At 63.9% G+C, this 23,933-nt stretch carries 18 protein-coding genes and 1 pseudogene; 7 read left to right on the top strand and 12 right to left on the bottom strand.

Annotated elements, in window-relative coordinates; translation table 11 throughout:
- Positions 1-82: 82 nt before the first annotated feature.
- Positions 83-1,225, top strand: coding sequence for an alanine racemase (locus ACP15K_RS16450; protein ID WP_424991021.1), 1,143 nt, complete (start codon positions 83-85; stop codon positions 1,223-1,225).
- A gap of 111 nt (positions 1,226-1,336) precedes the next feature.
- On the opposite strand, the pseudogene ACP15K_RS16445 reads toward ACP15K_RS16450, so the two are convergent.
- A pseudogene (locus tag ACP15K_RS16445) lies at positions 1,337-2,731 on the bottom strand (NCS1 family nucleobase:cation symporter-1).
- Positions 2,732-3,344: 613 nt separating this feature from the next.
- Between ACP15K_RS16445 and ACP15K_RS16440 the strand changes: the two are divergent.
- Positions 3,345-3,893, top strand: a complete 549-nt coding sequence (locus ACP15K_RS16440; RefSeq protein ID WP_319022495.1) for a class I SAM-dependent methyltransferase — start codon at positions 3,345-3,347, stop codon at positions 3,891-3,893.
- 33 nt (positions 3,894-3,926) lie between these two features.
- Here the strand turns inward: ACP15K_RS16440 and ACP15K_RS16435 are convergent, their stop codons facing one another.
- Positions 3,927-4,970: a helix-turn-helix transcriptional regulator gene (locus ACP15K_RS16435; protein WP_193142903.1), complete on the bottom strand. Its 1,044-nt coding sequence runs from the start codon at positions 4,968-4,970 to the stop codon at positions 3,927-3,929.
- 369 nt (positions 4,971-5,339) lie between these two features.
- On the opposite strand from ACP15K_RS16435, the gene ACP15K_RS16430 reads away from it, so the two are divergent.
- Both ACP15K_RS16430 and ACP15K_RS16425 read left to right on the top strand, forming a co-directional pair.
- Positions 5,340-6,941, top strand: coding sequence for a DUF1254 domain-containing protein (locus tag ACP15K_RS16430; RefSeq protein WP_193142904.1), 1,602 nt, complete (start codon positions 5,340-5,342; stop codon positions 6,939-6,941).
- A gap of 202 nt (positions 6,942-7,143) precedes the next feature.
- Entirely contained in the window at positions 7,144-9,216 is a 2,073-nt protein-coding gene (locus tag ACP15K_RS16425; protein WP_424991020.1) for a hypothetical protein, read from the top strand.
- A gap of 477 nt (positions 9,217-9,693) precedes the next feature.
- On the opposite strand, the gene ACP15K_RS16420 is transcribed toward ACP15K_RS16425, so the two are convergent.
- Positions 9,694-10,602, bottom strand: a complete 909-nt coding sequence (locus ACP15K_RS16420) for a sugar kinase (protein ID WP_424991019.1) — start codon at positions 10,600-10,602, stop codon at positions 9,694-9,696.
- Positions 10,599-11,303, bottom strand: coding sequence for a GntR family transcriptional regulator (locus ACP15K_RS16415; RefSeq protein ID WP_193142907.1), 705 nt, complete (start codon positions 11,301-11,303; stop codon positions 10,599-10,601). The genes ACP15K_RS16420 and ACP15K_RS16415 overlap by 4 nt, the downstream gene beginning before the upstream one ends.
- Before the next feature lie 302 nt (positions 11,304-11,605).
- Here ACP15K_RS16415 and ACP15K_RS16410 point away from each other — a divergent pair, with 302 nt between their 5' ends.
- From ACP15K_RS16410 to kduD, 3 genes are read left to right on the top strand one after another with little or no spacing between them, the layout of a single operon-like run.
- The gene (locus tag ACP15K_RS16410; RefSeq protein WP_193142908.1) at positions 11,606-11,917 is read left to right on the top strand and encodes a cupin domain-containing protein; all 312 of its coding nucleotides are present in this window, start codon (positions 11,606-11,608) and stop codon (positions 11,915-11,917) included.
- Positions 11,918-11,925: 8 nt separating this feature from the next.
- Positions 11,926-12,750, top strand: coding sequence for a 5-dehydro-4-deoxy-D-glucuronate isomerase (gene kduI, locus ACP15K_RS16405; protein WP_424991018.1), 825 nt, complete (start codon positions 11,926-11,928; stop codon positions 12,748-12,750).
- Complete coding sequence (kduD, locus tag ACP15K_RS16400) at positions 12,747-13,475, top strand: 2-dehydro-3-deoxy-D-gluconate 5-dehydrogenase KduD (RefSeq protein WP_193142910.1); 729 nt, start codon at positions 12,747-12,749, stop codon at positions 13,473-13,475. Before kduI ends, kduD begins: the two co-directional genes overlap by 4 nt.
- A gap of 167 nt (positions 13,476-13,642) precedes the next feature.
- Here kduD and adh read toward each other — a convergent pair whose 3' ends face one another.
- From adh to ACP15K_RS16360, 8 genes are all read right to left on the bottom strand, one after another.
- Positions 13,643-15,166, bottom strand: a complete 1,524-nt coding sequence (gene adh, locus ACP15K_RS16395) for an aldehyde dehydrogenase (protein WP_193142911.1) — start codon at positions 15,164-15,166, stop codon at positions 13,643-13,645.
- Positions 15,167-15,474: 308 nt separating this feature from the next.
- On the bottom strand, positions 15,475-16,635 hold the full coding sequence (argE, locus tag ACP15K_RS16390; RefSeq protein ID WP_424991017.1) for an acetylornithine deacetylase: 1,161 nt from the start codon (positions 16,633-16,635) through the stop codon (positions 15,475-15,477).
- Between the two features lie 4 nt (positions 16,636-16,639).
- The gene (locus ACP15K_RS16385; RefSeq protein ID WP_193142913.1) at positions 16,640-17,824 is read right to left on the bottom strand and encodes a M24 family metallopeptidase; all 1,185 of its coding nucleotides are present in this window, start codon (positions 17,822-17,824) and stop codon (positions 16,640-16,642) included.
- Between the two features lie 180 nt (positions 17,825-18,004).
- Positions 18,005-18,943: an ABC transporter substrate-binding protein gene (locus tag ACP15K_RS16380; RefSeq protein ID WP_193142914.1), complete on the bottom strand. Its 939-nt coding sequence runs from the start codon at positions 18,941-18,943 to the stop codon at positions 18,005-18,007.
- Positions 18,944-19,005: 62 nt separating this feature from the next.
- Positions 19,006-20,016 carry an ABC transporter permease gene (locus ACP15K_RS16375; protein ID WP_193142915.1) on the bottom strand — a complete coding sequence of 337 codons (1,011 nt, stop codon included), beginning with the start codon at positions 20,014-20,016 and terminating at the stop codon, positions 19,006-19,008.
- A 1-nt stretch (position 20,017) separates the two neighbouring features.
- Positions 20,018-21,538 (bottom strand): sugar ABC transporter ATP-binding protein, encoded by a 1,521-nt coding sequence (locus tag ACP15K_RS16370; protein WP_193142916.1) that lies wholly within the window; start codon positions 21,536-21,538, stop codon positions 20,018-20,020.
- 30 nt (positions 21,539-21,568) lie between these two features.
- Entirely contained in the window at positions 21,569-22,315 is a 747-nt protein-coding gene (locus ACP15K_RS16365; RefSeq protein ID WP_193142917.1) for an SDR family oxidoreductase, read from the bottom strand.
- A 25-nt stretch (positions 22,316-22,340) separates the two neighbouring features.
- Positions 22,341-23,864, bottom strand: coding sequence for a UxaA family hydrolase (locus ACP15K_RS16360; protein ID WP_193142918.1), 1,524 nt, complete (start codon positions 23,862-23,864; stop codon positions 22,341-22,343).
- Between the last annotated feature and the right edge of the window lie 69 nt (positions 23,865-23,933).

Genomic DNA, 23,933 nt, shown 5'->3' with positions numbered 1-23,933 from the left:
AGCGTTACAGAAAGAAACTCTTGTGTGGTTCCGGCTTGATTTGCCGATATGATCTCTCGAACCCACCATGCCGGAGTGCCCCATGCCCGACGCCCGCCTGTCTGCTTTGCCCACCCCTTGCCTGCTGGTCGACGAAGCCCGCATGAAGCGCAACATTGATCGCCTTTCGCAACATGCGGCGTCTCTTGGTGTCGCTTTGCGGCCGCATCTGAAAACCACAAAGAGCGTCGCGGCCGCACGCTATGTTCTGGCGGACGGCAATGGTCCCGCGACGGTGTCGACGCTGGCGGAAGCGGAGGTCTTTGCCGACGCAGGGATCACAGACATCCTGTATGCGGTGGGCATCAGCCCGGACAAGTTGGAGCGCGTCGTTGCCCTGCACCGTGCGGGGTGTCGATTGATCGTCCTGTTGGATAGCGTCGCCCAGGCCGAAGCCGTTGCGGCGGCTTCCAGGGACTCCGGGGTCGCGATCCCGGCCATGAAAGAAATCGACAGCGATGGTCATCGCAGCGGGTTGACGGCGGACGATCCGGCATTGATCGACGTCGGGCGCGTCCTGGATGCAGGGGGTGCAGCGTTGTGTGGCGTATTGTGCCACGCCGGCGAAAGCTATGGCGCTGTTGGGCGCGGCGCACAGGCCGTCTTTGCCGAACAGGAACGGCGCGCGGTGGTCGATGCATCCGACAGGCTGCGCGCGGTGGGGCTGCCCTGTCAGGTGGTCAGCGTCGGTTCCACCCCCACGGCCCATGCGGCCCATGATCTGACCGGCGTCACGGAGCTGCGCGCCGGCGTCTATGTGTTCTTTGATCTGGTCATGGCGGGGATTGACGTTTGCGACGTGGATGACATCGCGTTGAGCGTGCTGACCACGGTCATAGGGCACCAGGCAAAGCGCGGCTGGACGATCTGCGATGCAGGTTGGATGGCGATGTCGCGGGATCGTGGTACAGCAAGCCAACAGGTGGATCAGGGCTATGGGATTGTCTGTGATGACGCGGGCCGTGTCATTCCGGGATTGATCGTCATTCAGGCAAATCAGGAGCATGGGGTGATCGCGCCGCGCCCTGGGTTCGACGGCACGGCCCCGGATCTGCCGCTGGGTACGAAACTGCGTATCTTGCCCAATCACGCCTGCGCCACGGCGGCGCAACATGGTCAGTACCACGTCATTCCCGCCAAGGATGGCGCGCCGCTGGCCACGTGGTCGCGGTTCGGCGGCTGGTAGCAAGGCCGAGCGGTCTGCCGGCCGGCTTGGGAAGACGTTCCGTTTTCATTGAAAAGGCCGATGGGGATGCCTCCCCATCGGCCATTTTCTTGCTAGGTCCTGCGCCCGTCGTCAGGCAGGTTTTTTCGCAATCGCGTTGTAGATGACGCCACCAAGAACCGCGCCGATCACCCAGTTGAAACCGGACAGGACGGAGAACCAGGGCACCCAGACCGTCGCGACCGAGAAGATCGCTGCGGCCGCGAAGGCTTTCACCGCGGCCGAATTCCAGCCGTTGTTGTAGTGATAGATGCCACCGTTCATGTTGTAGAGGTCGGCTTCGCTCAACTGCTGATTGCGGTGACCGTAGTAGTCCACGATCATGATGCCGAAGATGGGGGCAAGCACCGCGCCAAGCGTGTTCACAAAGCCACCGATGCCGACCTGGCTGATGAAGCTGACCCACATGCCACCGATCACCAGGGCGAACACCGACGTGATCAGGCCGGCCTTGCGGAAGCTGATCTTCTCGGGCGACAGGTTGGCAATGCCGTTGACCGCCGGGATGAAGTTCGCAACGAGGTTGATGCCGACCGTTGCCGCGAAGAAGGTGATCGCGGCGATGATGCCCAGCAGAACGCTGTCGGTCCGCTCGACGATTTCGGTGGGGTTGATGATCTCTTCCCCGAACACGACGGCCGCGCCGCCGGTGGTCAACAGCGCAAGCGCCGAGAACAGGATCATGTTGAAGGGAAGGCCCAGCAGGTTGCCAACGACCATTGTTTTCTTGTCTTTGGCATAGCGCGAGAAGTCGCTGAAGTTGATCATGACGGCCGCGAAATAGGCCACCATGGTACCGACAATCGCGATAAAGCCCTTGGCTTCGGTCCAGAAGGTGCCTTCGGGATTGGCAAAGATCGTGGCCGTTGCCTCAAGCAGCTGACCGTCAGAGCGCTGCCACAGCACGATAACCAGGCCGATCATCACAAGGTACACGAACGGCCCCGCAATGTTCAGGAAGGTCTCGACCCAGTTCATGCCGCGCCAGAAGATGACGATGTGGAAGAACCAGACAATCAGGAACGAAATCCAGTCAACGACCGTCAAGCCAAAGTACTCCGTTCCGCCGGTCACGCCGGTGACGGAATAGATCAGCAGGGCAACGGCTGTTGACGCAAAATAGACCTGCACGCCGTACCAGAACACGGCAACGATGGCGCGTAGAATGGCGGGCAGCTTCGCGCCCTGCGTGCCAAGGCTTGCGCGGGCGACAACCGGGTAGGGGATGCCGTATTTTTCACCCGGCGCACCGGACAGGTTGACCATCCACATGACGAACAGGCCAGCTGTGATCAGCGCGGCAAAGGCGGGCTAGCCACCGACACCGAACGAAATGAACAGCGACGCAACAAGCGAATACCCAAACAGAGACTGAACATCGTTGGCCCAGATGTTGAAGATCGCAAACGATCCCCATGTCTTTTCATCAGCGCCCGCTGGGTTGAGGGTGTTGCCCTCTGCATCCATCGTGCCGCCATGCGTCACTTGCCCAGTATCCATCGAAGCCATGCTGTCCTCCCAATGTCCCGCCAACGAGGCGGAGTTAACGATTCCGCCACTTATTCGCACAGGGGGGGACATTTTCAGCATTTATAGTATCAATGCTTCTATAAGCAGGTCTTGGCGGAACCCCGTCGTTGGTTCCGGTGTTGGACACAGACGGGCTTTCGGGAAGGGGGCATCGACGTGCCTTGCCAAGCGTGATCCGGACAGAAGATCGCTCGTGTTCCCCTACTCAACCGTTAGACCGCCCCGCGCATATCCGTCGCAGATGCCGTGGGATGCGCCGGGCCGGGGGAAAGTGAAGTTCGGACATCGGCCGATTTGTGCAACAAGGCCCGAACCAGCGGCCAAGCCATTTGGACCTGTCACCACCCGTCACCCTGGCCCGGATCCCATATCCCCAACTTTTCCTGATGTTCGGAAATGGCCAATTCCTGCCGCCACCGCCCAAGTGGAGCACAGTGCCGGATCGAACGCTTGCACGGGACGGCACGCCGGACTACCAGAATTCCATATGCATGTTTTCGTTTGAACGAGGGATGCCTGGGGGCAGGCCACAAGCACAAGGAGGCACCCCGTGTTGACTCATGTTGCAAACCGCTTCGACTGGTTCAGACGACGCGGGACCATCGCCCCGAGTTCTAGATTCCTGGTGCGCAGGATGCTGGAAAGGCTGGACTTTTCCCAGGACATGGAGCTGCTGCAACTGGGGTTCGGTACAGGGGTCTTCACCGAAGGAATTGTCAGGAGAATGACGCCGCGCAGCACCGTTACCGTCTTCGAGATTGACGAGAGATGCCGGGCCTTCATGGTTGACGATCCCAGGGTGACCTATGTCGAGGCATCCGCCGAAAGGATATCCGACCATTTTCCGGGCAAGAGGTTTGACAACATCGTATCGACCTTGCCCTTTGCGTCGCTGCCAAGGCAGGTGTCGCTGAACGTGTTTTCCCAAATCCGCGAACATCTTGGGCCCAACGGAAAACTCCTTCAGTTTCAGTATTCCCTGGTGTCGCGGAACGATCTTCGGGATCTTTTTGGCACCGAACCTGAGATTGGTTTTGAACTTCGAAACTTGCCACCCGCGTTCATCTACGTGGTCCGCAACGGTGCGGCGCCGGTCTAGGGCAGCGGCCCGCCCCTACTGCACGACGGGCTGTCAGCGCCCGTTGGCCGACGCGCCGATATTGCGGCGCTCCGCGGGATGCGGATGAAGGGAACACTGGTATTGCCTGGGCGACACCCCCGAAAACCGCCGGAAGGCACGTGAGAAATGCGAAGGGTTCTCGTAACCCGTCGAGTAGGCGACATCGGTGATGCTCACGTCGTGCTGCGCGAGCATCTCGCAGGCCACCTGATAGCGGGCCTCGGCAACCAGTTGCGAGAACTTCAGGCCTTGCGCGCCGAGGTGGCGTTGCAGGGAGCGTTCGCTGGTGCCCAGGATCTCTGCCAGGTCGCCGATGCGAAGGGGCCGGTCGTGCAGATAGGTCTTCAGGATTTCCCGGATCATCTCGGCCGTTGCCAGATATCCCGGCGCCGGCGGTGTCTTCGCCAAGGCCAATGTTGCGGGGTCCACGGGGCAGGGGCGGCCCAGCAGCTCCCGTGGAACCAGGATGGTGGTATGCGGGCGGCCCATCAGAATGCGGGTGTTCGGAAAGGCCTCGCACGCGGCGGCGGGCGGGGCGCGTTTCGAAATGAAGGTCATCTCGGCAGGGCACCAGAACGGGCCGGCAACACTGCGCACGATCGACACGAAGGCCTGCACCTGCAACCACTCGGCATAGGCCAGCGCCGGGCTGTCATCAAAGCCGGCAATATCGCACACCACGCGCAGGTCATCTCCATGCGCGTAAATGCGGGCGAACAGGGCGCCGTTTTCCTGCTGTGCGCGCGTTGCCGCAGCCTGCACCCGCGCCAGCCCGCTGGGCGCGGCAAGGATGGCCGATTGGGTTTGCGGTCGCAGTCCTTCCAGTCCCATCGACTGTGCGGCGGCAAAGCCAAGTTCCATGGCGGCGCCGTAGCCGCCGTGGGCGGACACGAAATCCAGCACAAGCGGCACGCTGAGATAGTAGTTCGGGGTCTCATCCACGGTTGTCGGAAGCCGCGCGCGATCAAGGCCCTTGTGGACCGGCACCCCCAGATCGCGAAGGACCTCCAGGTAGACATTCAGATGTGCGGCCCGGACAAGCGGCACTTTGCGCATGGGGGTCTCCAGGAACTTGCCGCGTGGCACGGCAGGACAAACGGAAAACGCTTTTCTGACGCCGGGTAACTATAAGGCCGACGCGGGTCAAAGGCGACAGGATAGTGGCTGGTATTCCGGCGCGTTTCAGGGGCGGGGCGGCTGGGGCCGGTGTCGACCATGACGACAGGGTCCGGTCACGGTTGCGCTGGTGTCCGCAACGACAATTTGGCGGGAAATGGTAAGGGGGATCGCGATGCCTCTGTTAACAATTTCCCGGAATTTCTCGCCATCGGCCTTGCGCCTGTCGAAGGGAAAACACGTGCACGGTGCGCGATTGTGGCGCTACCGTTGCGCAATTGAATGAACACTCACCAAGGATCACCCCGAATGAAGCTGATTTCACCGCTTGCTGCCGCCTCTCTCCTTGCCGCGACGACGGCGGTCGCGCAGGTCTCCGAACAGTCGCTGGCCTCCATCTCGACCCCGGACAGTGTCGAGTCGACCATCGGACCGCTCAGCTTCAAGGATGGCGCGCCAAGTGCCGATACGGTTTCGGCGGTCTATGACAATCTTGATACGGTCTATGCCTTCCGGGCCTTCACCGACACCTTCAAGGGGGTCAGCGTGCAGGCGGCGCTGGAAGGGTTCCAGGCGGCGGGCATCAAGGACAACGAGATGCTGCTGTTCTCGGAACTGATGGATTCGGAATCGCTGTTTCTGACCGCCAATGCCGACACAGTGTACTATCTTGGTTTCGTCAACCTGGCCGACGGGCCGATGGTGATCGAGACACCGCCCGATGCGCTTGGCACCATCGATGACATGTGGTTTCGCTGGGTCACCGACTTTGGCCGTCCGGGACCGGATCGCGGCGAGGGTGGCAAATACCTTCTGGTAGGGCCGGATTACGACGGTTACCTGCCGGAAGACGGCTTCTACCTTAGCCGTTCCCAGACCAACCGCGTGCTGGTGCTGGGCCGGTCGTTCCTGACAAAGGATGATCCGGCGCCGACGGTCAAGGTCGTCAAGGACAGTCTGAAGATCTATCCCTACGCGCCCGGTGGCGTCGGCATGTCCATCGCCCGTTTCCTTGAGGGCGGGGTCGAACTGGGCCGCAATGCCGAGCCCAAGGCGACGGTCTTCCACGAGGGCACGGGGCTTGCGATCAACACCATCCCGCCCAGCGACTACAGCTATTTCGAGATGCTGAACCGGCTGGTGCAGGACAACCCCGCGACGGTGATCGATCCCGAACTGATGGGGCCGGTCGCGGCCATCGGGATCCGGAAGGGACAGGCATTTGCCCCCGACGACCGGATGAAAGGCATTCTTGAAGAGGCCGTGAAACTGGGCAATGCCACCGGCCGGACGCTGGGTTTCGCACCGCGCGATCCGGACTGGTTCTGGTACGAGGGCTTGCAGTGGTGGAACCCCCTGTTCCAGGGCGGCTACAACTTCGAGGCCCCGCTGCCCGAAATCACCAAGGACGGCGCCAAGCCTTATCCGCCGACGGGCTACAAGCACAACGATGCGCGCACGTCGTTCTTCTACAACGCCACCGGGATCACCCCGGCAATGGCGATGCGTCTGACCGGCGTCGGCTCGCAATATCTGTTCGCCACGAAGGATGCGGGCGGCAACTGGTTCGACGGGGCCAGAACCTACAAGGTGACCCTTCCCAAGGGCATCCCGGCCGAGGCGTTCTGGTCCTTCACCCTTTATGACAACCAGACCCGGTCGATGCTGAAGACGCCGCAAAAGTATCCGCGCGCGGGGTCGCAGAGCTATCCTTCGCCCGCGGCAGAGGTGGCCGAAGATGGCGCCACCACCATCTGGTTCGCGCCTGAGCAGCCCGAGGGCGTTGCCCGCGGCAACTGGATCCAGACCGATCCCAAGAAGGGCTGGGTCACCCTGTTGCGGCTTTACAGCCCGATGCCGGCCTTCTTCGACAAGAGCTGGCAACCGACCGACATCACGCCCGTGGAATGATCGGGTGACCCGCCAGACAAACAACCTGCCCGCGAGGTGCAGCTTGCTGGCGGGCCCACCACCCTGCGGTGTTCACCTGACCAGTCGTCGCTTTCCTACAGGCACAGCGCAATGAGCCCCGTTCGTCTTTTTGCCGGTTTGCTTATCGCCCTTGCACGGGATCACGCCCGTTTCAGATCGCAGAAAAAGGAAGACCATCGTGATGCGACGCTTTCAACGTTTTACCCTCGCCGCATCGGTGTCTCTGACAGCCCTGTCAGCCTCTGCGCAGGAGCGTATTGACGGGCAGGTCCAAGTCGGCGGCTTGCCGATTTCCGGGGCCGAAGTGACCGCCTGGCTGGCCAGTCCCGACACCCCGCAGAGGCTGGCCACGGCTACCACGGCAGAGGATGGCACCTATGCGCTGACCCTTGCCGAGGGGCGGGACGACACCGGCGTGGTCTACGTGATCGCCAGAGGCGGTGCCGCGCAGGACGCTGCCGGGACGGGGCCAAACAAGGCCACGGCCCTGATGGCCACCCTTGGGGCAAAGCCGCCCGCGCGGGTGACGATCAACGCGTTGACCACCGTGGCCTCGGTGTGGACAGCGGCGCAGTTTCTGGACGGCAGCGCCTTGCAGGGCAACGCGACCGGCCTGGGGATTGCCGCCGGCAATGTGCCGAACCTCGTGGATCTGGAATCCGGCGGTCTTGGGCCGGTGATCGTGGACCCGCTGAACGCGCCGCAAACCACCACGCTGGCCAAGTTCAACACGCTGGGCCTGCTGCTGTCGGCCTGCGTCACGCAGATCCCCGACGCCTGCACCAGGCTGTTCGAGGCCGCCACCCCGCCGGGCGGGGCCGCCCCAACCGACACGCTGCAGGCGGCGCAGAACATCGCCCGCCACCCGGCGCATAACGCCGCCAAGCTCTTTGGACTTCTGGACAAGTTCTATCCGGTCCCCGAGGGCAAGCGGTATCGCGACGTGGCGCTGATCCCCTACCTCTTCTATCCGCCCAGTTCCTGGACCCTGTCGCTGGTCTATTCCGGCGGCGGCTTTTTTGCCGTGGGCGGGGCCGCCATTGATGTCGAGGGCAACTTCTGGACCAACAACAACTGGCTGGTCGGCTCGCAGACCACGATCTTCCACCAGTTCGGCGCCGGCAGCGGCAAGTTCGCCCCGAACGGCAAACCCTTGTCCCCGGCGATCACCGGCTTTCGCGGCGGCGGGTTGGACAGTCCCGGCTGGGGCGTGGCCTTTTCCGCCGATGACAAGGTCTGGTTGACCAACCTGATCGGCAGCACGATCTCGGTGCTGGATCGCAAGACCGGCAAGCCGCTGTCGCCGGAGGGCGGCTATGACTTCGATGGCAAGCTGGGGCAGATGCAGGGCATTCTGGTTGCGCCCAATGGCGATGTCTGGACCGTCGACAATGGCAACAGCCAGATCGTCCATATCCCTGGCGGCGATCCCTCCAAGGGCCGCATCCTTGGCCAGACCGTTGACGGAAAGCCCGTGGATGGCACGCTGAAGGTCAAATCGCCCTTCGGCATCGCCATCGACCAGCAGGATCGGATCTGGATCACCAACAGTGGCGGGGACACGGTGACCCGCTTTCCGGCCAGCGATCCCGGCAAGGCCGAGGAAATCAAGGTCGGCTTCAGCCCCCATGCCATTGCCATCGACAGCCAGGGCAACGCCTGGGTCGGCAACCTCGTCGGGCATCCGGGCACGCATGAAAAGCTGGATCTGGTTCAGCAGACGATCAAGGCCAAGCTGGAAGCGCGGAAAGGGACGATGTCGGCGGATGACATCGCTGCCCACATGTGGATCGACCTGTGGGACATCATCAGCAAGTATCCCGGCGGCGATATCTCGATGATCACCCCCGACGGCACGGTACACGGACCCTTCAACGCGAATGGCGCGATCACCGGCCCCTGGGGCGTTGCCATCGACGGCAACGACAACATTTGGGTGGCAAGTTCGACCAGCCATTCGGTCACCCAACTTTGTGGTGTCCGTACCGAGACTTGCCCAGAGGGGCTGACAACCGGCGATGCGATCACCCCTGCTGCTGGGTTCATCGGCGGGCTGGAAACGGTGGCCCCGATCGCCATCGACCCCGCCGGCAATGCCTGGGTCGGCAACGGCTGGAGTGACACCGACGCGGGCTTCAGCCAAGACCCGCCCGAGGCGCAATCCACCCGGTTCTCGGCCCATACCATCGTGGTCTTCTTCGGGGTCGCCAAACCGGTGAAAACCCCGCTGATCGGGCCGGTTGAGGCGCAGTAGCCCAACAGGGAGTTGCGGCGGAAATCACCCCGGCTACGGGTCTGGCAAACGGCCGCCCGGCGTCAGCTCGGATGCGACGAAGGGCGGACCGGACAAGCCGCGCTCTTGGGCACCCGCCGACGCGGCGGTGGCAAGCAGGCGAGGGGCGAGGCATCGTGTCTTTGTGGTGATTGCTGAACCGGCCTGCGCGTCGGGGTGTTCGGGAACGAGGATCTACCGGGAGAAGAACGCGTTGTGCAGTTCTACTCGCAGGGGCAGCCGTTCAGGATATTCCTGCAAGAACTGCTTGGGCGGCTTGCCTTCCCAGACCTGCGCGTAGACCCGCATCATGTTGCCGCCATCGAGCCGACAGTTACGGGGGTCAGGGAAGGTCCTGCAGCGCACCTCGGTCGGATCAACCGGGGTGCGCCCCTGCGCGCTGGCGGGGCGCAAGACCGTTGACAAAGGGAATGCGCTGCAGCGACCGGCGCGAGTTGGCTAAAGCGCGATCCCCTGCACCAGCGCCCCGCGATGGGCGATGACCTTTGCGGCGAGGTCAGCGCCGCCGCGCATAGCCTCGGCCAGGGCGCCGCCCTGGGCGCGGGTGGCCAGGAAGCCCGCGTTGAAGCTGTCACCGGCGGCGGTTGTGTCGACGATAGCCTCAGGGGCGGTGGAGACATGCGCAGCAAACGCCCCCCGGTCCAGCGTCAGCATTTCCGCGCCGCCGTTCTTGACCACCACCAGCCCCGACCCGCATTTTGCGTAGCGTTCGGCGGTGGCCTTCAGGTCGGCATCCCCAAAAAATGACGCTTCGTCGTCGTAGGAGGGCAGGACCACGTCGGCCACCTCGGCCGCCTGCATGGTGGCGGTACACATGGTCTGCGGACTGTCCCACAGCGCCGGGCGCAGGTTGGGGTCGAAGACGATCTCGACCCCGGCGGCGCGGGCGGTGCGCAGGTGATCCAGCAGAATTGCGCGATCGGCCGCGGACAGGATCCCCAGGGTGATCCCCGAGAAATAGGCGACGGCGGCATCCTGCAAAGCCCCCGGCACCAGTCCCGGATCCTGGCACAGCCGTTTGGCGGCGCTGTCGCTGCGCCAGTAGGAGAAGCTGCGTTCGCCGTTGTCCAGGGTGATCAGATACAGGCCAACGGTGCTGTCCTTGCGGCTTTTCACGTGATCGGTGTTCAGCCCGGCATTCTGGAAGAACTCCAGCATCTTGCCCGAAATCGCATCGCTGCCGACGCAGGTGACATAGTCGACCTGCCAGTCGGGGCGCAGAAGCTTGCGCATGTACCAGGCGGTGTTGAGCGTGTCGCCGGCAAATCCTTGCAGCAACTTGTTGCCCTCGCCGGCCGGGGCAAGTTCGACCATGCATTCGCCAAGGCTGACAAATCGTTGGGTCATGGGGTGTCCTCAGGTTCGAAATAGGCACTGTGTTGGGCGCGGATTTGCGCGATCTGGCCCTGGATGCGGCCAAGATGGCGTCGCACGGCGGCGTGGCACGCGTCAATGTCGTGATGGCGGATGCCGTCAACGATGGCCTTGTGGTCGTCGATGGCTTCCTTGGCTGCGAAGGCCAGCGAGAGGTAGCGGACGCGGTCGGTGTGAGCCTTTTGCAACTGGATCAGTTTCCACGCAAAGCCCTGACCGCCCCGATTGCAGATGGCGGCATGCAGGGCGTCGTCCAGTTCATGGAATCGATCCGGGTCATCCTGCACGGTCGCCTCTTCCTGCTGTTCGATGATCCAGTCCAGCGCGGCGATATCCTCGTGCCCGAAGGTTTCACAGGCGATGCGCGAAGTTTCCAGTTCCAGCGCGGTGCGCACGAAGCGCGATTCGCGGATGGCGCGGGCCGAGATCTGGGTGACAAGCGTGGCCCGTTGCGGCCGGATGTTCAGAAATCCTTGCTCGGACAGGCGATAGAAGGCATCCCTTACGGGTTGGCGTGACACATTGGCTTGTCGGGCGATCTCGATCTCGGACACCTTGGTGTTTGGCGGCAGATCCAGGGTCAGGATTCTCCGCTGCATGTCGTCAAAGATCTGATCCGCCACCGACGGGCGGCGCGGTTCGATCGGCAATGCGCCGGGATCGCTGTTGGCCATGGGTGCCCTCCCTTCCGATTGACAACTACAGCATACTAGAATATTAGTCCATACCGTCGGGTCGGATCGCTCTTCTTCAAGCGGGAACCAGAGCCCGAATATGGGGGACATGCATGGCTGTTCGGGATCGTGACCGAGGCTTGCCGGATTTGCAGCGCCGGACCATTGGTTTTAGTGCGGGTGCCGCATGCCCCCAACCTGCCAGTTTCCCCGATCCGCATCCTTGTCCAAGGCGTGCGCCACATGCACAGCCGTGATGCTGACCCGCCCCCCGTCTCATACCGCCAATCGAGGTTTCCCCCATGACAACCGTATTTCCCGTAGTGCAAGCCGACGAGGGCGTGATGCGTCAGGTTCTGGCCGACGCGCCTGACATGATGGTCGTGTCTGTCACGTTCGAGGCCGGGCGCGTAGGGGCGCTGCACAGCCATCCACATGTGCAGGCAACCTATGTCAAATCCGGCCGGTTCTCGTTTCAGGTTGATGGCAAGACCATCGACGTGGGCGCGGGGGACAGCCTTGTCATCCCCTCGGGCGCCGAACATGGCTGCCGCTGTCTGGACAGCGGCGAGTTGATCGACTGTTTCACCCCCCGCCGCGACGATTTTCTGTGAGGTCCACCATGACACCTGTTGCCATCCGCCACGCCATCGACCCTGCCACCGGCAAGACCCTGGATACCCAGGCCCTGCGCGATCATTTCCATGTCGGCGGGTTGTTTCAGCCGGGACAGATCAAGTTGGTCTACAGCCATTATGACCGGATGATCCTTGGTTCGGTCGTGCCCGACGGCGCGCCGCTGACCCTGGACAAGGTCGAAAACACCGGCACCGAAAGCCTTCTGGAACGGCGCGAGCTTGGGGTTCTGAACATCGGCAGCGCGGGCACCGTGTCGGCGGCGGGCCAGACCCATGCGATGGAGGCCGGCGATGTTCTGTACCTCGGCATGGGCTCGGGCGCGGTCGAATTCGCCGGTGAGGGCCGTTTCTACCTGGTCTCGACCCCGGCGCATCGGGTCTGCCCGACGCGGCTGATCAAACCGTCCGAGGCCAAGCGCCTGGAACTGGGCAGCAAGGACACCGCGAACGAGCGGGTCATCATCCAGTTTCTGCATCCGGACGTTCAGGAAACCTGCCAGCTGACCATGGGCTATACCCAGTTCCTGCCGGGATCGGTCTGGAACACCATGCCCTGCCACCTTCATGATCGCCGGATGGAGGCTTATCTGTATTTCGATCTGGACGCCGATGCGCGCGTGTTCCACTTCATGGGCCGCCCCGAGGAAACCCGGCATCTGGTCATGGCCAACGAAGAAGCGGTCATCTCGCCGCCGTGGTCGATCCACTCGGGCGCTGGCACCGGATCCTACACCTTTTGCTGGGCGATGGCCGGGGACAACGCCGATTTCACCGACATGGACATGGTGGCGATGGAGGACCTGCGTTGACCCCCTTTTCGCTGGAAGGGCGCACGGCGCTGGTGACTGGCGCCAACACCGGCATCGGGCAGGCCATTGCCGTGTCGCTGGGGCAGGCCGGGGCGCATGTGATCTGTGCGGGGCGCCGCAGTTGCGCCGAGACGGTCGGGCAGATTTCCTCGGGCGAAGAGATGCTGCTGGATTTCGCCGACCCGATGGCGGCGCGCGACGTCTTCGCGGGGCGCAAGATCGACATACTGGTCAACAACGCCGGGATCATCCGGCGCGACGACAGCACCGATTTCAGCGAGGCCGACTGGGACGACGTGATGGATGTGAACCTCAAGGCGGTGTTCTTCACCTGCCAGAGTTTCGCCAGGGCGGTTCTGGCGCGTCAGGGCAAGGGGGCGATCGTCAACATCGCTTCGCTTTTGTCGTTTCAGGGCGGCATCCGGGTCCCTTCCTACACCGCGTCGAAACATGGGGTGGCCGGGCTGACCAAACTGCTGGCCAATGAATGGGCCGCGAAAGGCATCAACGTGAATGCCATTGCGCCGGGCTATATCGAGACCAACAACACCGAAGCCCTGCGCAACGATCCCGAACGCTCCCGCCAGATCCTGGAACGGATCCCGGCCGGGCGCTGGGGCGAACCCTCCGACATCGGCGAGGCGGCGGTGTTCCTGTCCTCGCCCGCCGCGCGCTATATCCACGGCGCGGTGCTGAACGTGGATGGCGGCTGGCTTGCCCGCTGACCCTTGACCCCTGATGTGGTGGCGACGTGCCGGGCCCACGCCCGAAACGCCACCGCCGCGCGGGCCTGATCCGGCAACGAAAACACCGCCGTCCCGTTCGGGGCGGCGGTGAAGGGGGGGAAACTTTTTGGCGGCGGCCCCGGCAAGGGCCACCGCCGGGGAGGAGCCTAGAAGAAACCCAGCTTGTTGGGGTTGTAGCTCATCAGGATGTTCTTGGTCTGCTGGTAGTGGTCCAGCATCATCTTGTGGTTTTCACGCCCGATGCCCGACTGCTTGTAGCCGCCGAAGGCCGCATGGGCCGGGTAGGCGTGGTAGTTGTTCACCCAGACACGACCGGCCTCGATGGCGCGGCCAAAGCGATAGCAGGTGTTGGCATCGCGCGACCACACGCCGGCGCCCAGGCCGTACATGGTGTCATTGGCGATGGCGAGCGCCTCTTCTTCGTCCTTGAAGGTGGTCACGGAGACGACCGGGCCGAAGATCTCTTCCTGGAAGACCCGCATCTTGTTGTGGCCCTTCAGGATGGTCGGCTGGATGTAGTTGCCGCCGGCAAGTTCGCCGTTGAAGCGGGCTGCATCACCGCCCACCAGAACCTCGGCGCCTTCCTCGCGGCCGATGGTCAGATAGGACAGGATCTTGTCCTGCTGCTCTTTCGAAGCCTGTGCGCCGACCATGGTGTCGGGATGGCGCGGGTCACCGTGCTTGATGGCCTTCACCCGTTCGATAGCGCGGGCGATGAACTCGTCATAGATGTCTTCCTGGATCAGCGCGCGGCTGGGGCAGGTGCAAACCTCACCCTGGTTGAAGGCGAACAGCACGAAGCCTTCGACGGCCTTGTCGAGGAAGGCGTCGTCCTTGGCCATCACGTCCGAGAAGAAGATGTTCGGCGACTTGCCGCCCAGCTCCAGCGTAACGGGGATCAGGTTGACGGTGGCCGCTTCCATGATCTTGCGGCCGGTGGCGGTGGAGCCGGTGAAGGCGATCTTGGCAATGCGCTTGGAGGTCGCCAGCGCGGCCCCGCATTCGCCGCCATAGCCGTTGACGATGTTCAGCACGCCAGCGGGCAGCAGGTCGTTGATCAGTTCTGCCAGAACCATGATCGCGGCCGGGGTCTGTTCGGCGGGCTTCATCACGATGCAGTTGCCTGCCGCCAGTGCGGGCGCCAGTTTCCAGGCTGCCATCAGGATCGAGAAGTTCCACGGAATGATCTGGCCGACGACGCCCAGCGGCTCGTGGAAGTGATAGGCCACGGTGTCGGCGTCAATCTCCGACATATTGCCTTCCTGCGCCCGCAGAACCCCGGCGAAATAGCGGAAGTGATCCGCCGCAAGCGGGATGTCGGCGGCCATGGTTTCGCGGATCGGCTTGCCGTTGTCCCAGGTTTCGGCCTGTGCCAGCAGTTCGAGGTTTTCCTCGATACGATCGGCGATCTTCAGAATCACGTTGGACCGTTCCGCCGCCGAGGTGCTGCCCCAGCCGCCCTTGGCCGCATGGGCCGCATCCAGCGCCAGTTCGATGTCCGCGGCATCCGAGCGGGCCACTTCGTTGATCATCGCGCCGGTGATCGGGGTGACGTTTTCGAAGTAGCGGCCATTGACCGGGGGGACGAACTTGCCGCCGATGTAGTTGTCATAGCGCAGCTTGAACGGCGACTGATAGGTGCCGGTATCGGTATGGGTCATTTCGTTCATGGGGTTCCTCCTCAAGTTTCCGGGCCAGAAATCCCGGATTTAAAGTGTCATCTTGTCGTCGCGGCACCGCTTTGGGGCAGCTGTCCAGACCCAGAAAGACACGTGGCGCGCAGCCGGGAAGGATCGGACGATGGTCATCGCCCGCTGGGGGTACGCAGTGTCGGTGGGCATGGCGGTGTGCTCCGCAGGGTTGCTCTGCCAAGGATGGTAGAGCGCCAGATCACGCGGCGATATTGGCCAAAGGTCGAACATCGGTCGCAGGCCCCGCCGGGCGGAAGTCTGGCTGATTTCTCAGGTGGTTGGGGGTGTTACGCGCGGAAACCTTGGCCCAGACGGTCCAGCATGGACAGGCACTGGCCCAATTGATCCAGAGTCACGAACTCGTCGGGTTTATGCGCCTGGTCGATGGATCCTGGGCCGCAAATCACCGCATCCATGCCGATCTGCTGGAACAATCCGGCCTCGGTTCCGAAGGGAACGGTGCCCGCACCATTGGCACCGGTCAGCCGGAACACCAGGTCGCGGGCGGCGTTGGTCTCCATCGGGGTCAGTCCGGGAACCTCGCCGACGATCTCGGTGCGAATCTGCGCCTGCGGGGACACCTGGCGCATCGCGGGCAGCAGCACCTCGCGCACATGGGCGGCGACCTGATCCTTCACGAAGTCCATGTCGCCGGGCAGGGTGGGGCGCATTTCCCAATCCAGTTCGGCGTGCCCGGCGATGACGTTGTGGGCATGGCCACCCGACAGCCGCCCGACGTTGATGGTCGTGTAGGGCGGATCAAACTGCGTGGCCCCGGCGGCGCGCGTCTTCAGGGTCTCGCGCAACTCCAGCAGATGGGCGATGTAGCGCGCCGCGTATTCCACCGCGTTGACGCCAAGGTGCGGGGCCGAGCCGTGGCCTTCGGTCCCGGTGAAGGTCACGGTGTATTCGCAGCAGCCCTTGTGGCCGTCGATCACCTGCATCGAGGTCGGCTCGCCGATCAGGGCAAGGCCGGGGCGGATTTCGCGGGCGGCCAGAACCTCGACCAGGTGGCGAGCGCCAAGGCAGCCGACTTCCTCGTCATGGGTGAAGGCGAAATGGATGGGGCGGGTGCGGGCGGCGTCGCGCAGCACGTCCAGCTTGGTCAGGCAGGCGGCGATGAACCCCTTCATGTCACAGGTGCCGCGCCCGTAGAGCCGCCCGTCGCCTTCGGTCAGGGTGAAGGGATCGGTGGTCCAGGGCTGATCGGCCACCGGAACCACGTCGGTATGGCCCGACAGCACCAGCCCGCCGGGCGCCTCCGACCCCAGCGTGGCAAAGAGGTTGGCCTTGGTGCCGCTGGCATCCACCATGACCTCGACCCGCGCGCCGGCGGCTTCCAGCAGGGTCGCGATGTAGTGGATGGCCTCCAAGTTGGGGCGCGACGAGACCGTGTTGAATCCCACCAGATCGCCAAGGATCTGGCGGCATCGCTCCAGATCGTCCATCCGCCTAATCCTTCACGAACAGCTTGCGGGCCACGTTGCACAGCGGCTCGGCCGGGCCGCTGTCGCGGATCAGGATGGTTTCGGTGGTTTCCAACCCCCAGTTGTCCATCCACAGGCCGGGCATGAAATGGAAGGTCATGCCGGGTTCCAGCACGGTTTCATCGAAGGCGCGCAGCGACACCGTATGCTCGCCCCAGTCCGGCGGATAGCTCAGCCCCACGGCATAGCCGCAGCGGTTGGGCCGATCGATGCCGACCTTCACCAGTTCCGCGTCCAGTGCGCGGGCAATGTCGCAGGCGCGGTTGCCGGCGCGGGCCACCTCGATCCCGGCGTTCAGCCCTTCGGTCAGCGCGCTGGCGGCGTCGCGCATGAATTGCGGCGGCTTGCCGAAGAAGATCGTCCGGCACAGCGGCGCGTGATAGCGGCGATAGCAGCCCGATTGCTCGATGAAGGTGGCCTCGCCCTGTTTCAGCGCCTCGCCGTTCCATGTCAGATGCGGCGCCGAGGCGTCTTCGCCCGATGGCAGCATCGGCACGATGGCCGGATAGTCGCCCCAGCTGTCATCCTCGCCCTGCACGGCGGTCTTGAACAGTTCGCCGACCAATTCATGCTTGCGCATCCCCGGTTCGGCCAACTCCATCGCCCGCCCGATCACCAGTTCCGATATCCGCGCGGCGCGGCGCATGAAGTCCAACTCGTCAGGGGATTTCACAAGCCGCTGCCAGTTCACCAGCGTCGAGGCGTCGATGAATTGCGCCTTGGGCAGCCCTTCGGCCAGCGCGGCAAAGGCGCGGGCGGTGAAGAAATAGGTCTCCATCTCGACGCCGATGTTCTTGTCGCCGAAGCCCATGATCCGCAGGTGCGAGGCCAGATCGTCCATCGGGTGAATGTCGGGCGCCTGCACGTAACGGTCGGCGTAATGCAGGATCTGCCCATCCTCCATCCAGACCGTGCGGCGCGCGCCGTTGCCATCCATCAGGCGGCCCCACCAGAACGGCGCGCCCTCCATGGTCAGGATCACCCCCTGATGCACATAGAAGGACCAGCCGTCATAGCCGGTCAGCCAGTGCATGTTCGACGGGTTGGTCAGGAACAGAACGTCGATGCCCGCGGCCTGCATGGCGGTGCGGGTCAGGGCGATACGCCGGTCGTATTCGGCCTGCGAGAAGGGAGCGTTTTCGATCGGCATCGCGACCTCCGGTTGCGGCAAGTGCCCCTGCACAGTGGAAGGCACGGCGAAAGCGCGTCAACCGGAAATCAGGGACCGGGCGACAAGGTGAAACGAAAAACGGGCCCGCAGTGGCGCGGGCCCGTCTGGTAGGATGGTCGCGACCGGCGGGGACGAAGCCCGCCGATGGCCAAGGTCGGATCAGTCGTACAGAACCGCCTGGATCTTGGGATCGTCGATGTTGGTGGCATCGTAGTAGTAGAAGCCGGTGTCGATGATCGGGGGCAGGGTTTCGCCGTTGATCGCCTTCACGGCCGCCATCACGGTTTCATAGCCGATGCCCACCGGGTTCTGGGTGATCGCGCCGGACATGAGGCCCTCGCGGATGGCGTCCTTCTGTGCCTTGCCGCTGTCATAGCCGATCACCACCAGACCCTCGGTGCCCAGTTCGCGCACCGCGTTGACCACGCCGATGGCCGAGCCTTCGTTGGTGCCGAACATGCCCTTCAGGTCGGGGTTCGACACCAGGATGGCCTTGGCCACCTCGGTCGATTGCAGCTGGTCGCCGGCGCCATATTGAACAGTCACGACCTCGACGTCGGGATAGGCTTCTTCCAGGCGGTTGAGGAAGCCGTCGCGACGGTCGATCCCGGTGCGCGAGGTCTGGTCGTGGGCGACCACGGCCACCTTGCCTGCGCCGCCGATCATCTCGGCCATCTTGTCGGCGGCCAGGGCTGCGGCTGCGACGTTGTCGGTGGTGGCGGTGGTCACCGGGATGTCGCTGTCGACACCGCTGTCGAAGGCCACGATCGGAATGCCGTTTTCATGGGCTTCGCGCAGGATCGGGATCGCCGCCTGGCTGTCGAGCGCGGCAAAGCCGATGGCCTTGGGCGAATTGGCCAGGGCTGCCGACAGCATGTCGATCTGGCGGTCGACCATGGTTTCATTGTCGGGGCCTTCGAAGGTGATGCGAACACCGGCCTCGGCGGCGGCCTGATCGGCGCCGGCTTTCACGGCCTGCCAGAACTGGTGCTGAAAGCCTTTCGAAACCAGCGGAATATAGATCTCCTGGGCGGCCAGCGGGCTGGCCACGAGACCGGAAATGGCAAGAGCGCCAAGTAGGGTACGACGAGACAACATATGATTTTCCTCCTGTTGCGTGTCTGGGACGCAGGGGTTGGGTCCCCCGTCTTGTGATGAATTCAAGCGGATTTGCGGCGGCGCAGCATGTCGGCATAGACCGCCAGGATGATGATCGCGCCGGTGACAACGGTTTGCCATTCCTGGGCCACCGACAGCACCCGCAGCCCGTTGGTCAGGACCGCCATGATCAGCGCCCCGATGAGCGAGCCCATGATGGAGCCGCGCCCGCCCGACAGCGAGGTGCCGCCGATGACCACCGCGGCGATGGCTTCCAGTTCATAGCCCAGCCCCAGCGCCGGTTGCGCCGAGTTCAGGCGCGAGGCGATCAGCAGCCCGGCGATGCCGACGATGGCACCGGCCAGCGAATAGATGGCGATCTTCCAGCGGTCGGTGTTGACGCCGGACAGCCGCACGGCCTCTTCGTTGGAACCCAGGGCGAAGGTATAGCGGCCAAGGGCTGTGCGTTGCAGCACATAGGCCGCGGCCCCGGCGACAAGGAACAGGATCAGCACGCCGTTGGGGATCGGGGCGAAGGGCAGGATCTCGCCAATAAGCGACCCGCGCGAGATGTCCGAGAACCCCGGCGTGTCGTTGAAATAGATCGGCCGGGTGCCCGAGATGATCAGGGACATGCCCTTGAGGATCAGCATCATGCCCAGCGTGGCGATGAAGGGCGGGATCTTCATCCGCGCGATGAAGGTGCCCGAACAATAGCCGCAGGCCGCGCCCGCGCCGATGGCCGCCGCCACGCCCAGCGGCAGGGGCAGCCCGGCATAGGTCAGCACCACGCCCGCGATCACGGCGGTAAAGGTCATCATGGTGCCCAGCGACAGGTCGATGCCGCCGGTGATGATGATCAGCGTTGCCGCCACCGCCAGCACGCCATTGACGCTGGTGGCCTGCAGGATGGCGATCATGTTCGACATCTGCATGAAGTTGGGCGACGCCAGCGAGAATACCACCAGCAGCACGATCAGCGAGGCAAAGGCCAGCACCCGTTGGTGCGCCACGGCGGCCCCGATGCGGCCCAGAAGCGTTTGGGAGTTTGGGGCATTTGTGGTTGCGGTCATATCAGTCTCCCGTTGGCGCCATGACGGCGTCGCGCCGTGTCGCCAGTTCCATGATCTGTTCCTGCGATGTCCCGGCGCCGCCGGGCAGGATTCCGGTCAGCCGGCCTTCGCACATCACCGCGATGCGATGGCTCAACCGCAGCACCTCGGGCAGTTCCGACGAGATCACGATGATCGTCTTGCCCTCGGCGGCAAGCTGTTCCAGCAGGCGGTAGATTTCGGATTTGGCACCGACGTCGATGCCGCGCGTGGGTTCGTCGAAAATCAGGATGTCGCAGTCGCGCTCCAGCCATTTGGCGATGACAACCTTTTGCTGGTTGCCGCCCGACAGAAGCCGCGCCGGTTGCTGGTCCGACGGAGTCCGGATGCCCAGCCGCTGGATATAGTCCTTGGCGGTGGTTTCCATCCGCGCTTCGTCCAGCACCCCCATGCGCGAGGTGAACCGCTCCAGGCTGGCCATGGCGATATTGGCGCGCACGGACATGTCCAGCGCCAGGCCGAAATGCTTGCGATCCTCGGACAGGTAGCCGATGCCGGCGGCCACCGCGTCATGCGGGGCGCGGATGCGGACCTCGCGCCCGTGAACGGTGATGGTGCCCGCGTCCTTGGGGTCGGCGCCAAAGATGGCGCGCGCGACCTCGGTTCGTCCGGCGCCCATCAGCCCGGCAAAGCCCAGGATCTCGCCGCGCCGCACTTCGAAGCCGACATCCTTGATCTCGTGGCCCCGGCTCAGCCCCTCGACTTTCAGCGCCACCTCGGCGCCGGACAGGTCGGGCACAACGGGCGGCTTTTCCGAAACCTCGCGCCCGACCATCAGCGCGATGATCTTCGACAGCGGTGTTTCGGCGGCGGGCACGGTGTCGATCCAGGAGCCGTCGCGCATGACCGTCACCCGGTCGGCGATGCGCTTGATCTCGTCCATGCGGTGGCTGATGTAGACGATGCCCACGCCATCGGCCTTGAGCCGCGCGATAACCTCGAACAACTCGGCAATTTCGGCGTCATTCAGGGCGGCCGTGGGTTCGTCCATGATCAGGACACGGGGGCGATAGGACAGCGCCTTGGCAATCTCGATCAACTGCTGGCGCGCGATGGTCTGGCCGCCGACATGGGACTTCGGAGCGATCTTCAGGTTCATGGCGTCGAAGATCTCGGCGGTCTGCCGGTTCAACTCGGCCTCGTCCAGACGTCCGAAGCTGCGCCGCGGTTCGCGCCCGATCAGCACGTTCTGTGCGGCGGTCAGGTCGTTCATCAGGCTCAGTTCCTGATGGATGATGCCGATGCCCAGATCCTGCGCCTCGCGCGGCGAGGACGGGGCGGCGGGTTTTCCAGCCACCCGGATCTCGCCGCCATCGCGCGGGTAGATGCCCGACAGGATCTTCATCAGCGTGGATTTGCCCGCACCGTTTTCGCCCATCAGGGCGTGAACCTCGCCAGGATACAGATCGAATTGCACGTTGCGCAGGGCATGCACGCCCGGAAAGCGCTTTTCGATCCCTGTCATCTCAACCAGTGGTGTCATCGTTCAAGCCCTCCCCTGCCAGAACTGCGCCTAGATTGTGACGCCTCCGTCAACCAAAATGGCCTGCCCCGTGACGAAACGGGTGCCGTCGCCCAGCAGATGCAGGACGGTTGGGGTCATGTCATCCACCGTCGCCAGCCGGCCCATGGGCTGGCGGGCGATAAAGTCCTTTTCGGCCTGCACCGGATCGGCGGCGGCGGCGATCCGGCCGCGCAGCGACGGGGTATCCACCGTGCCCGGGCACAGCGCGTTGCAGCGCACGCCCTTGGTCACGAAATCGGCAGCGATGGCCTTGGTCAGCCCGATCACGGCAGCCTTTGTGGCGCCATAGGCGGTGCGGTTCGGAAAGCCCTTCACCGAAGAGGCCATCGAGGCCATGTTCAGGATCGCGGCGGTGCCGGTAGTTTCGGCCTGGCGCAACATGCCGGGCAGGAAAGCGCGGCAGGTGCGCACCATCGAGGTGACGTTGATCTCGTTGGAAAAGGCCCAATCCTCGTCCGACACGTCCAGGATCGTGCCGTTGTGGACGAAGCCCGCACAGTTGAACAGCCCGTCCAGATCCGGCAGATCGGCGGCCAGCGCGGAAATGGCGGCGGCGTCGGTGACGTCCAGCGGGCGGGTCTCGATGCCCTCGGTGCCCGAGAGGCTGTCCAGCGCGGCTGCATTGATGTCGGTGGCGATGACCCGTGCGCCTTGCGCGGCGGCTGCTAGTGCCGAGGCCCGGCCGATACCCTGCCCGCAGGCGGTCATCAGGATGGTTTTTCCGGCAAGTGTCATTGTGTCTGTCTCTCGTCCATTGGGCTCACATCACCGCGCCGATTTGCCAGGGTACGAATTCCACCCCGCCAAAGCCCAGCTCTTCGCTTTTCGTTTGCTCGCCCGAGGCGATGCGCAGGAACAGGTCGTAGATTTCACGTCCCTTGGCCTCGATCGAGACCCCATCGGTCACGATGTCGCCGCAGTTCACGTCCATGTCGTCTTTCAAGCGGGCGTACATCTCGCTGTTGGTGGCGATCTTGATGCCCGGCACCGGCTGGTAGCCCGAGACCGAGCCGCGCCCGGTGGTGAAGGCGATCAGGTTGGCGCCCGAGGCGACCTGCCCGGTGACCGAACAGGGATCAAAGCCGGGGCTGTCCATGAAGACGAAGCCGGATGTGTCGATGGCCTCGGCGAACAGGTAGACGCCGTTCAGAGGCGCGGTGCCGCTTTTGGCAACGGCACCCAGCGATTTTTCCAGAATGGTGGTCAGCCCGCCGCGCTTGTTGCCGGGGGAGGGGTTGTTGTCCATCTCGCCGCCGTTGCGCGCACAATAGTCTTCCCACCAGCGGACACGGGCGATCAGCTTTTCGCCGATCTCGGGGCTGACGGCACGGCGCGTCAGAAGATGTTCGGCGCCATAGATTTCCGAGGTTTCCGACAGGATCGTGGTGCCGCCCTGGCGCACCAGAAGGTCCGAGGCGGCGCCAAGCGCCGGGTTGGCGGTGATGCCGGAATAGCCGTCCGAGCCGCCGCATTGCATGCCCAGCGTCAGCGCCGAGGCGGGGGCAGGGCTGCGGGTGGCGCGATTGGCGATCTCGGCAATGCCGCGCAGCTCTTCCAGCCCCTTGTCGATGGTGGCGCGGGTGCCGCCCTGATGCTGAATGGTCATGTAGCGCAGTGCGCCGTCGGCCCGGATCGGCCGGTTGCCCACCAGATCGGCCACCTGCATGACCTCGCAGCCCAGCCCGATCAGCAGGATGCCGCCGAAATTGGGATGCCGGGCATAGCCCTGAAGGGTGCGAAACAGCGTGGCATAGCCCTCGCCGGATCCCGACATGCCACAGCCGGTGCCATGGGTGATCGGGACGATGCCGTCAATATTGGGAAACTCGTCCAGCAGGCCGGATTTCTCGGCCGCTTCGGCCACGAAACGCGCCACCGAGCCCGAGCAGTTCACCGAGGTCAGGATGCCCAGGTAATTGCGCGTGCCGACCCGCCCGTCGGCGCGGGCATAGCCCTGGAACGTGTCCGTCCCTGTGGCCGCAGGCAGCGCGCGGGTATCGGCGCAGAAGGCATAGTCCTGGTGATGCTCGCCCATGCCGAGGTTGTGCGTGTGGATGTGTTCTCCCGGCGCAATGGCGGCCTTGGCTTGGCCGATGATCTGGCCATAGCGCAGCACGTTCTCGCCGGCGGCGATGGTCTGGGTGCTGATCTTGTGACCGCGCGCGACCGGTTGCGGCAGTGCAGTGTCCAGCCCGTCGATCACGGTGCCCTGCGGCAGGTCGGCCAATGCCACGACAAGATTGTCTTGCGGGCTTAGTCTGATCACGCGGGAACTTGCGGGCATGGAGCTTCCCTTTTTTGCAGCAGCTTGACGACTCGTAAACGAAAGCCGTCGCACCTGTCAACTGGCATG

It is taken from the genome of Fluviibacterium sp. S390 (assembly GCF_049800695.1).
Classification (GTDB): Bacteria; Pseudomonadota; Alphaproteobacteria; order Rhodobacterales; family Rhodobacteraceae; genus Meridianimarinicoccus.
The sequence above is the reverse complement of the archived record's forward strand: the minus strand, read 5'-3'. Positions and strand labels throughout refer to the sequence as shown.

Bases quoted from the DNA above. Each gene is read 5' to 3' on its own strand.
- ACP15K_RS16450 (WP_424991021.1), top strand. From the start codon at position 83: ATGCCCGACGCCCGCCTGTCTGCTTTGCCCACCCCTTGCCTGCTGGTC.
- ACP15K_RS16435 (WP_193142903.1), bottom strand. From the start codon at position 4,970: ATGCGCAAAGTGCCGCTTGTCCGGGCCGCACATCTGAATGTCTACCTG.
- ACP15K_RS16430 (WP_193142904.1), top strand. From the start codon at position 5,340: ATGAAGCTGATTTCACCGCTTGCTGCCGCCTCTCTCCTTGCCGCGACG.
- ACP15K_RS16425 (WP_424991020.1), top strand. From the start codon at position 7,144: ATGCGACGCTTTCAACGTTTTACCCTCGCCGCATCGGTGTCTCTGACA.
- ACP15K_RS16420 (WP_424991019.1), bottom strand. From the start codon at position 10,602: ATGACCCAACGATTTGTCAGCCTTGGCGAATGCATGGTCGAACTTGCC.
- ACP15K_RS16415 (WP_193142907.1), bottom strand. From the start codon at position 11,303: ATGGCCAACAGCGATCCCGGCGCATTGCCGATCGAACCGCGCCGCCCG.
- ACP15K_RS16410 (WP_193142908.1), top strand. From the start codon at position 11,606: ATGACAACCGTATTTCCCGTAGTGCAAGCCGACGAGGGCGTGATGCGT.
- kduI (WP_424991018.1), top strand. From the start codon at position 11,926: ATGACACCTGTTGCCATCCGCCACGCCATCGACCCTGCCACCGGCAAG.
- adh (WP_193142911.1), bottom strand. From the start codon at position 15,166: ATGAACGAAATGACCCATACCGATACCGGCACCTATCAGTCGCCGTTC.
- argE (WP_424991017.1), bottom strand. From the start codon at position 16,635: ATGGACGATCTGGAGCGATGCCGCCAGATCCTTGGCGATCTGGTGGGA.
- ACP15K_RS16385 (WP_193142913.1), bottom strand. From the start codon at position 17,824: ATGCCGATCGAAAACGCTCCCTTCTCGCAGGCCGAATACGACCGGCGT.
- ACP15K_RS16380 (WP_193142914.1), bottom strand. From the start codon at position 18,943: ATGTTGTCTCGTCGTACCCTACTTGGCGCTCTTGCCATTTCCGGTCTC.
- ACP15K_RS16375 (WP_193142915.1), bottom strand. From the start codon at position 20,016: ATGACCGCAACCACAAATGCCCCAAACTCCCAAACGCTTCTGGGCCGC.
- ACP15K_RS16370 (WP_193142916.1), bottom strand. From the start codon at position 21,538: ATGACACCACTGGTTGAGATGACAGGGATCGAAAAGCGCTTTCCGGGC.
- ACP15K_RS16365 (WP_193142917.1), bottom strand. From the start codon at position 22,315: ATGACACTTGCCGGAAAAACCATCCTGATGACCGCCTGCGGGCAGGGT.
- ACP15K_RS16360 (WP_193142918.1), bottom strand. From the start codon at position 23,864: ATGCCCGCAAGTTCCCGCGTGATCAGACTAAGCCCGCAAGACAATCTT.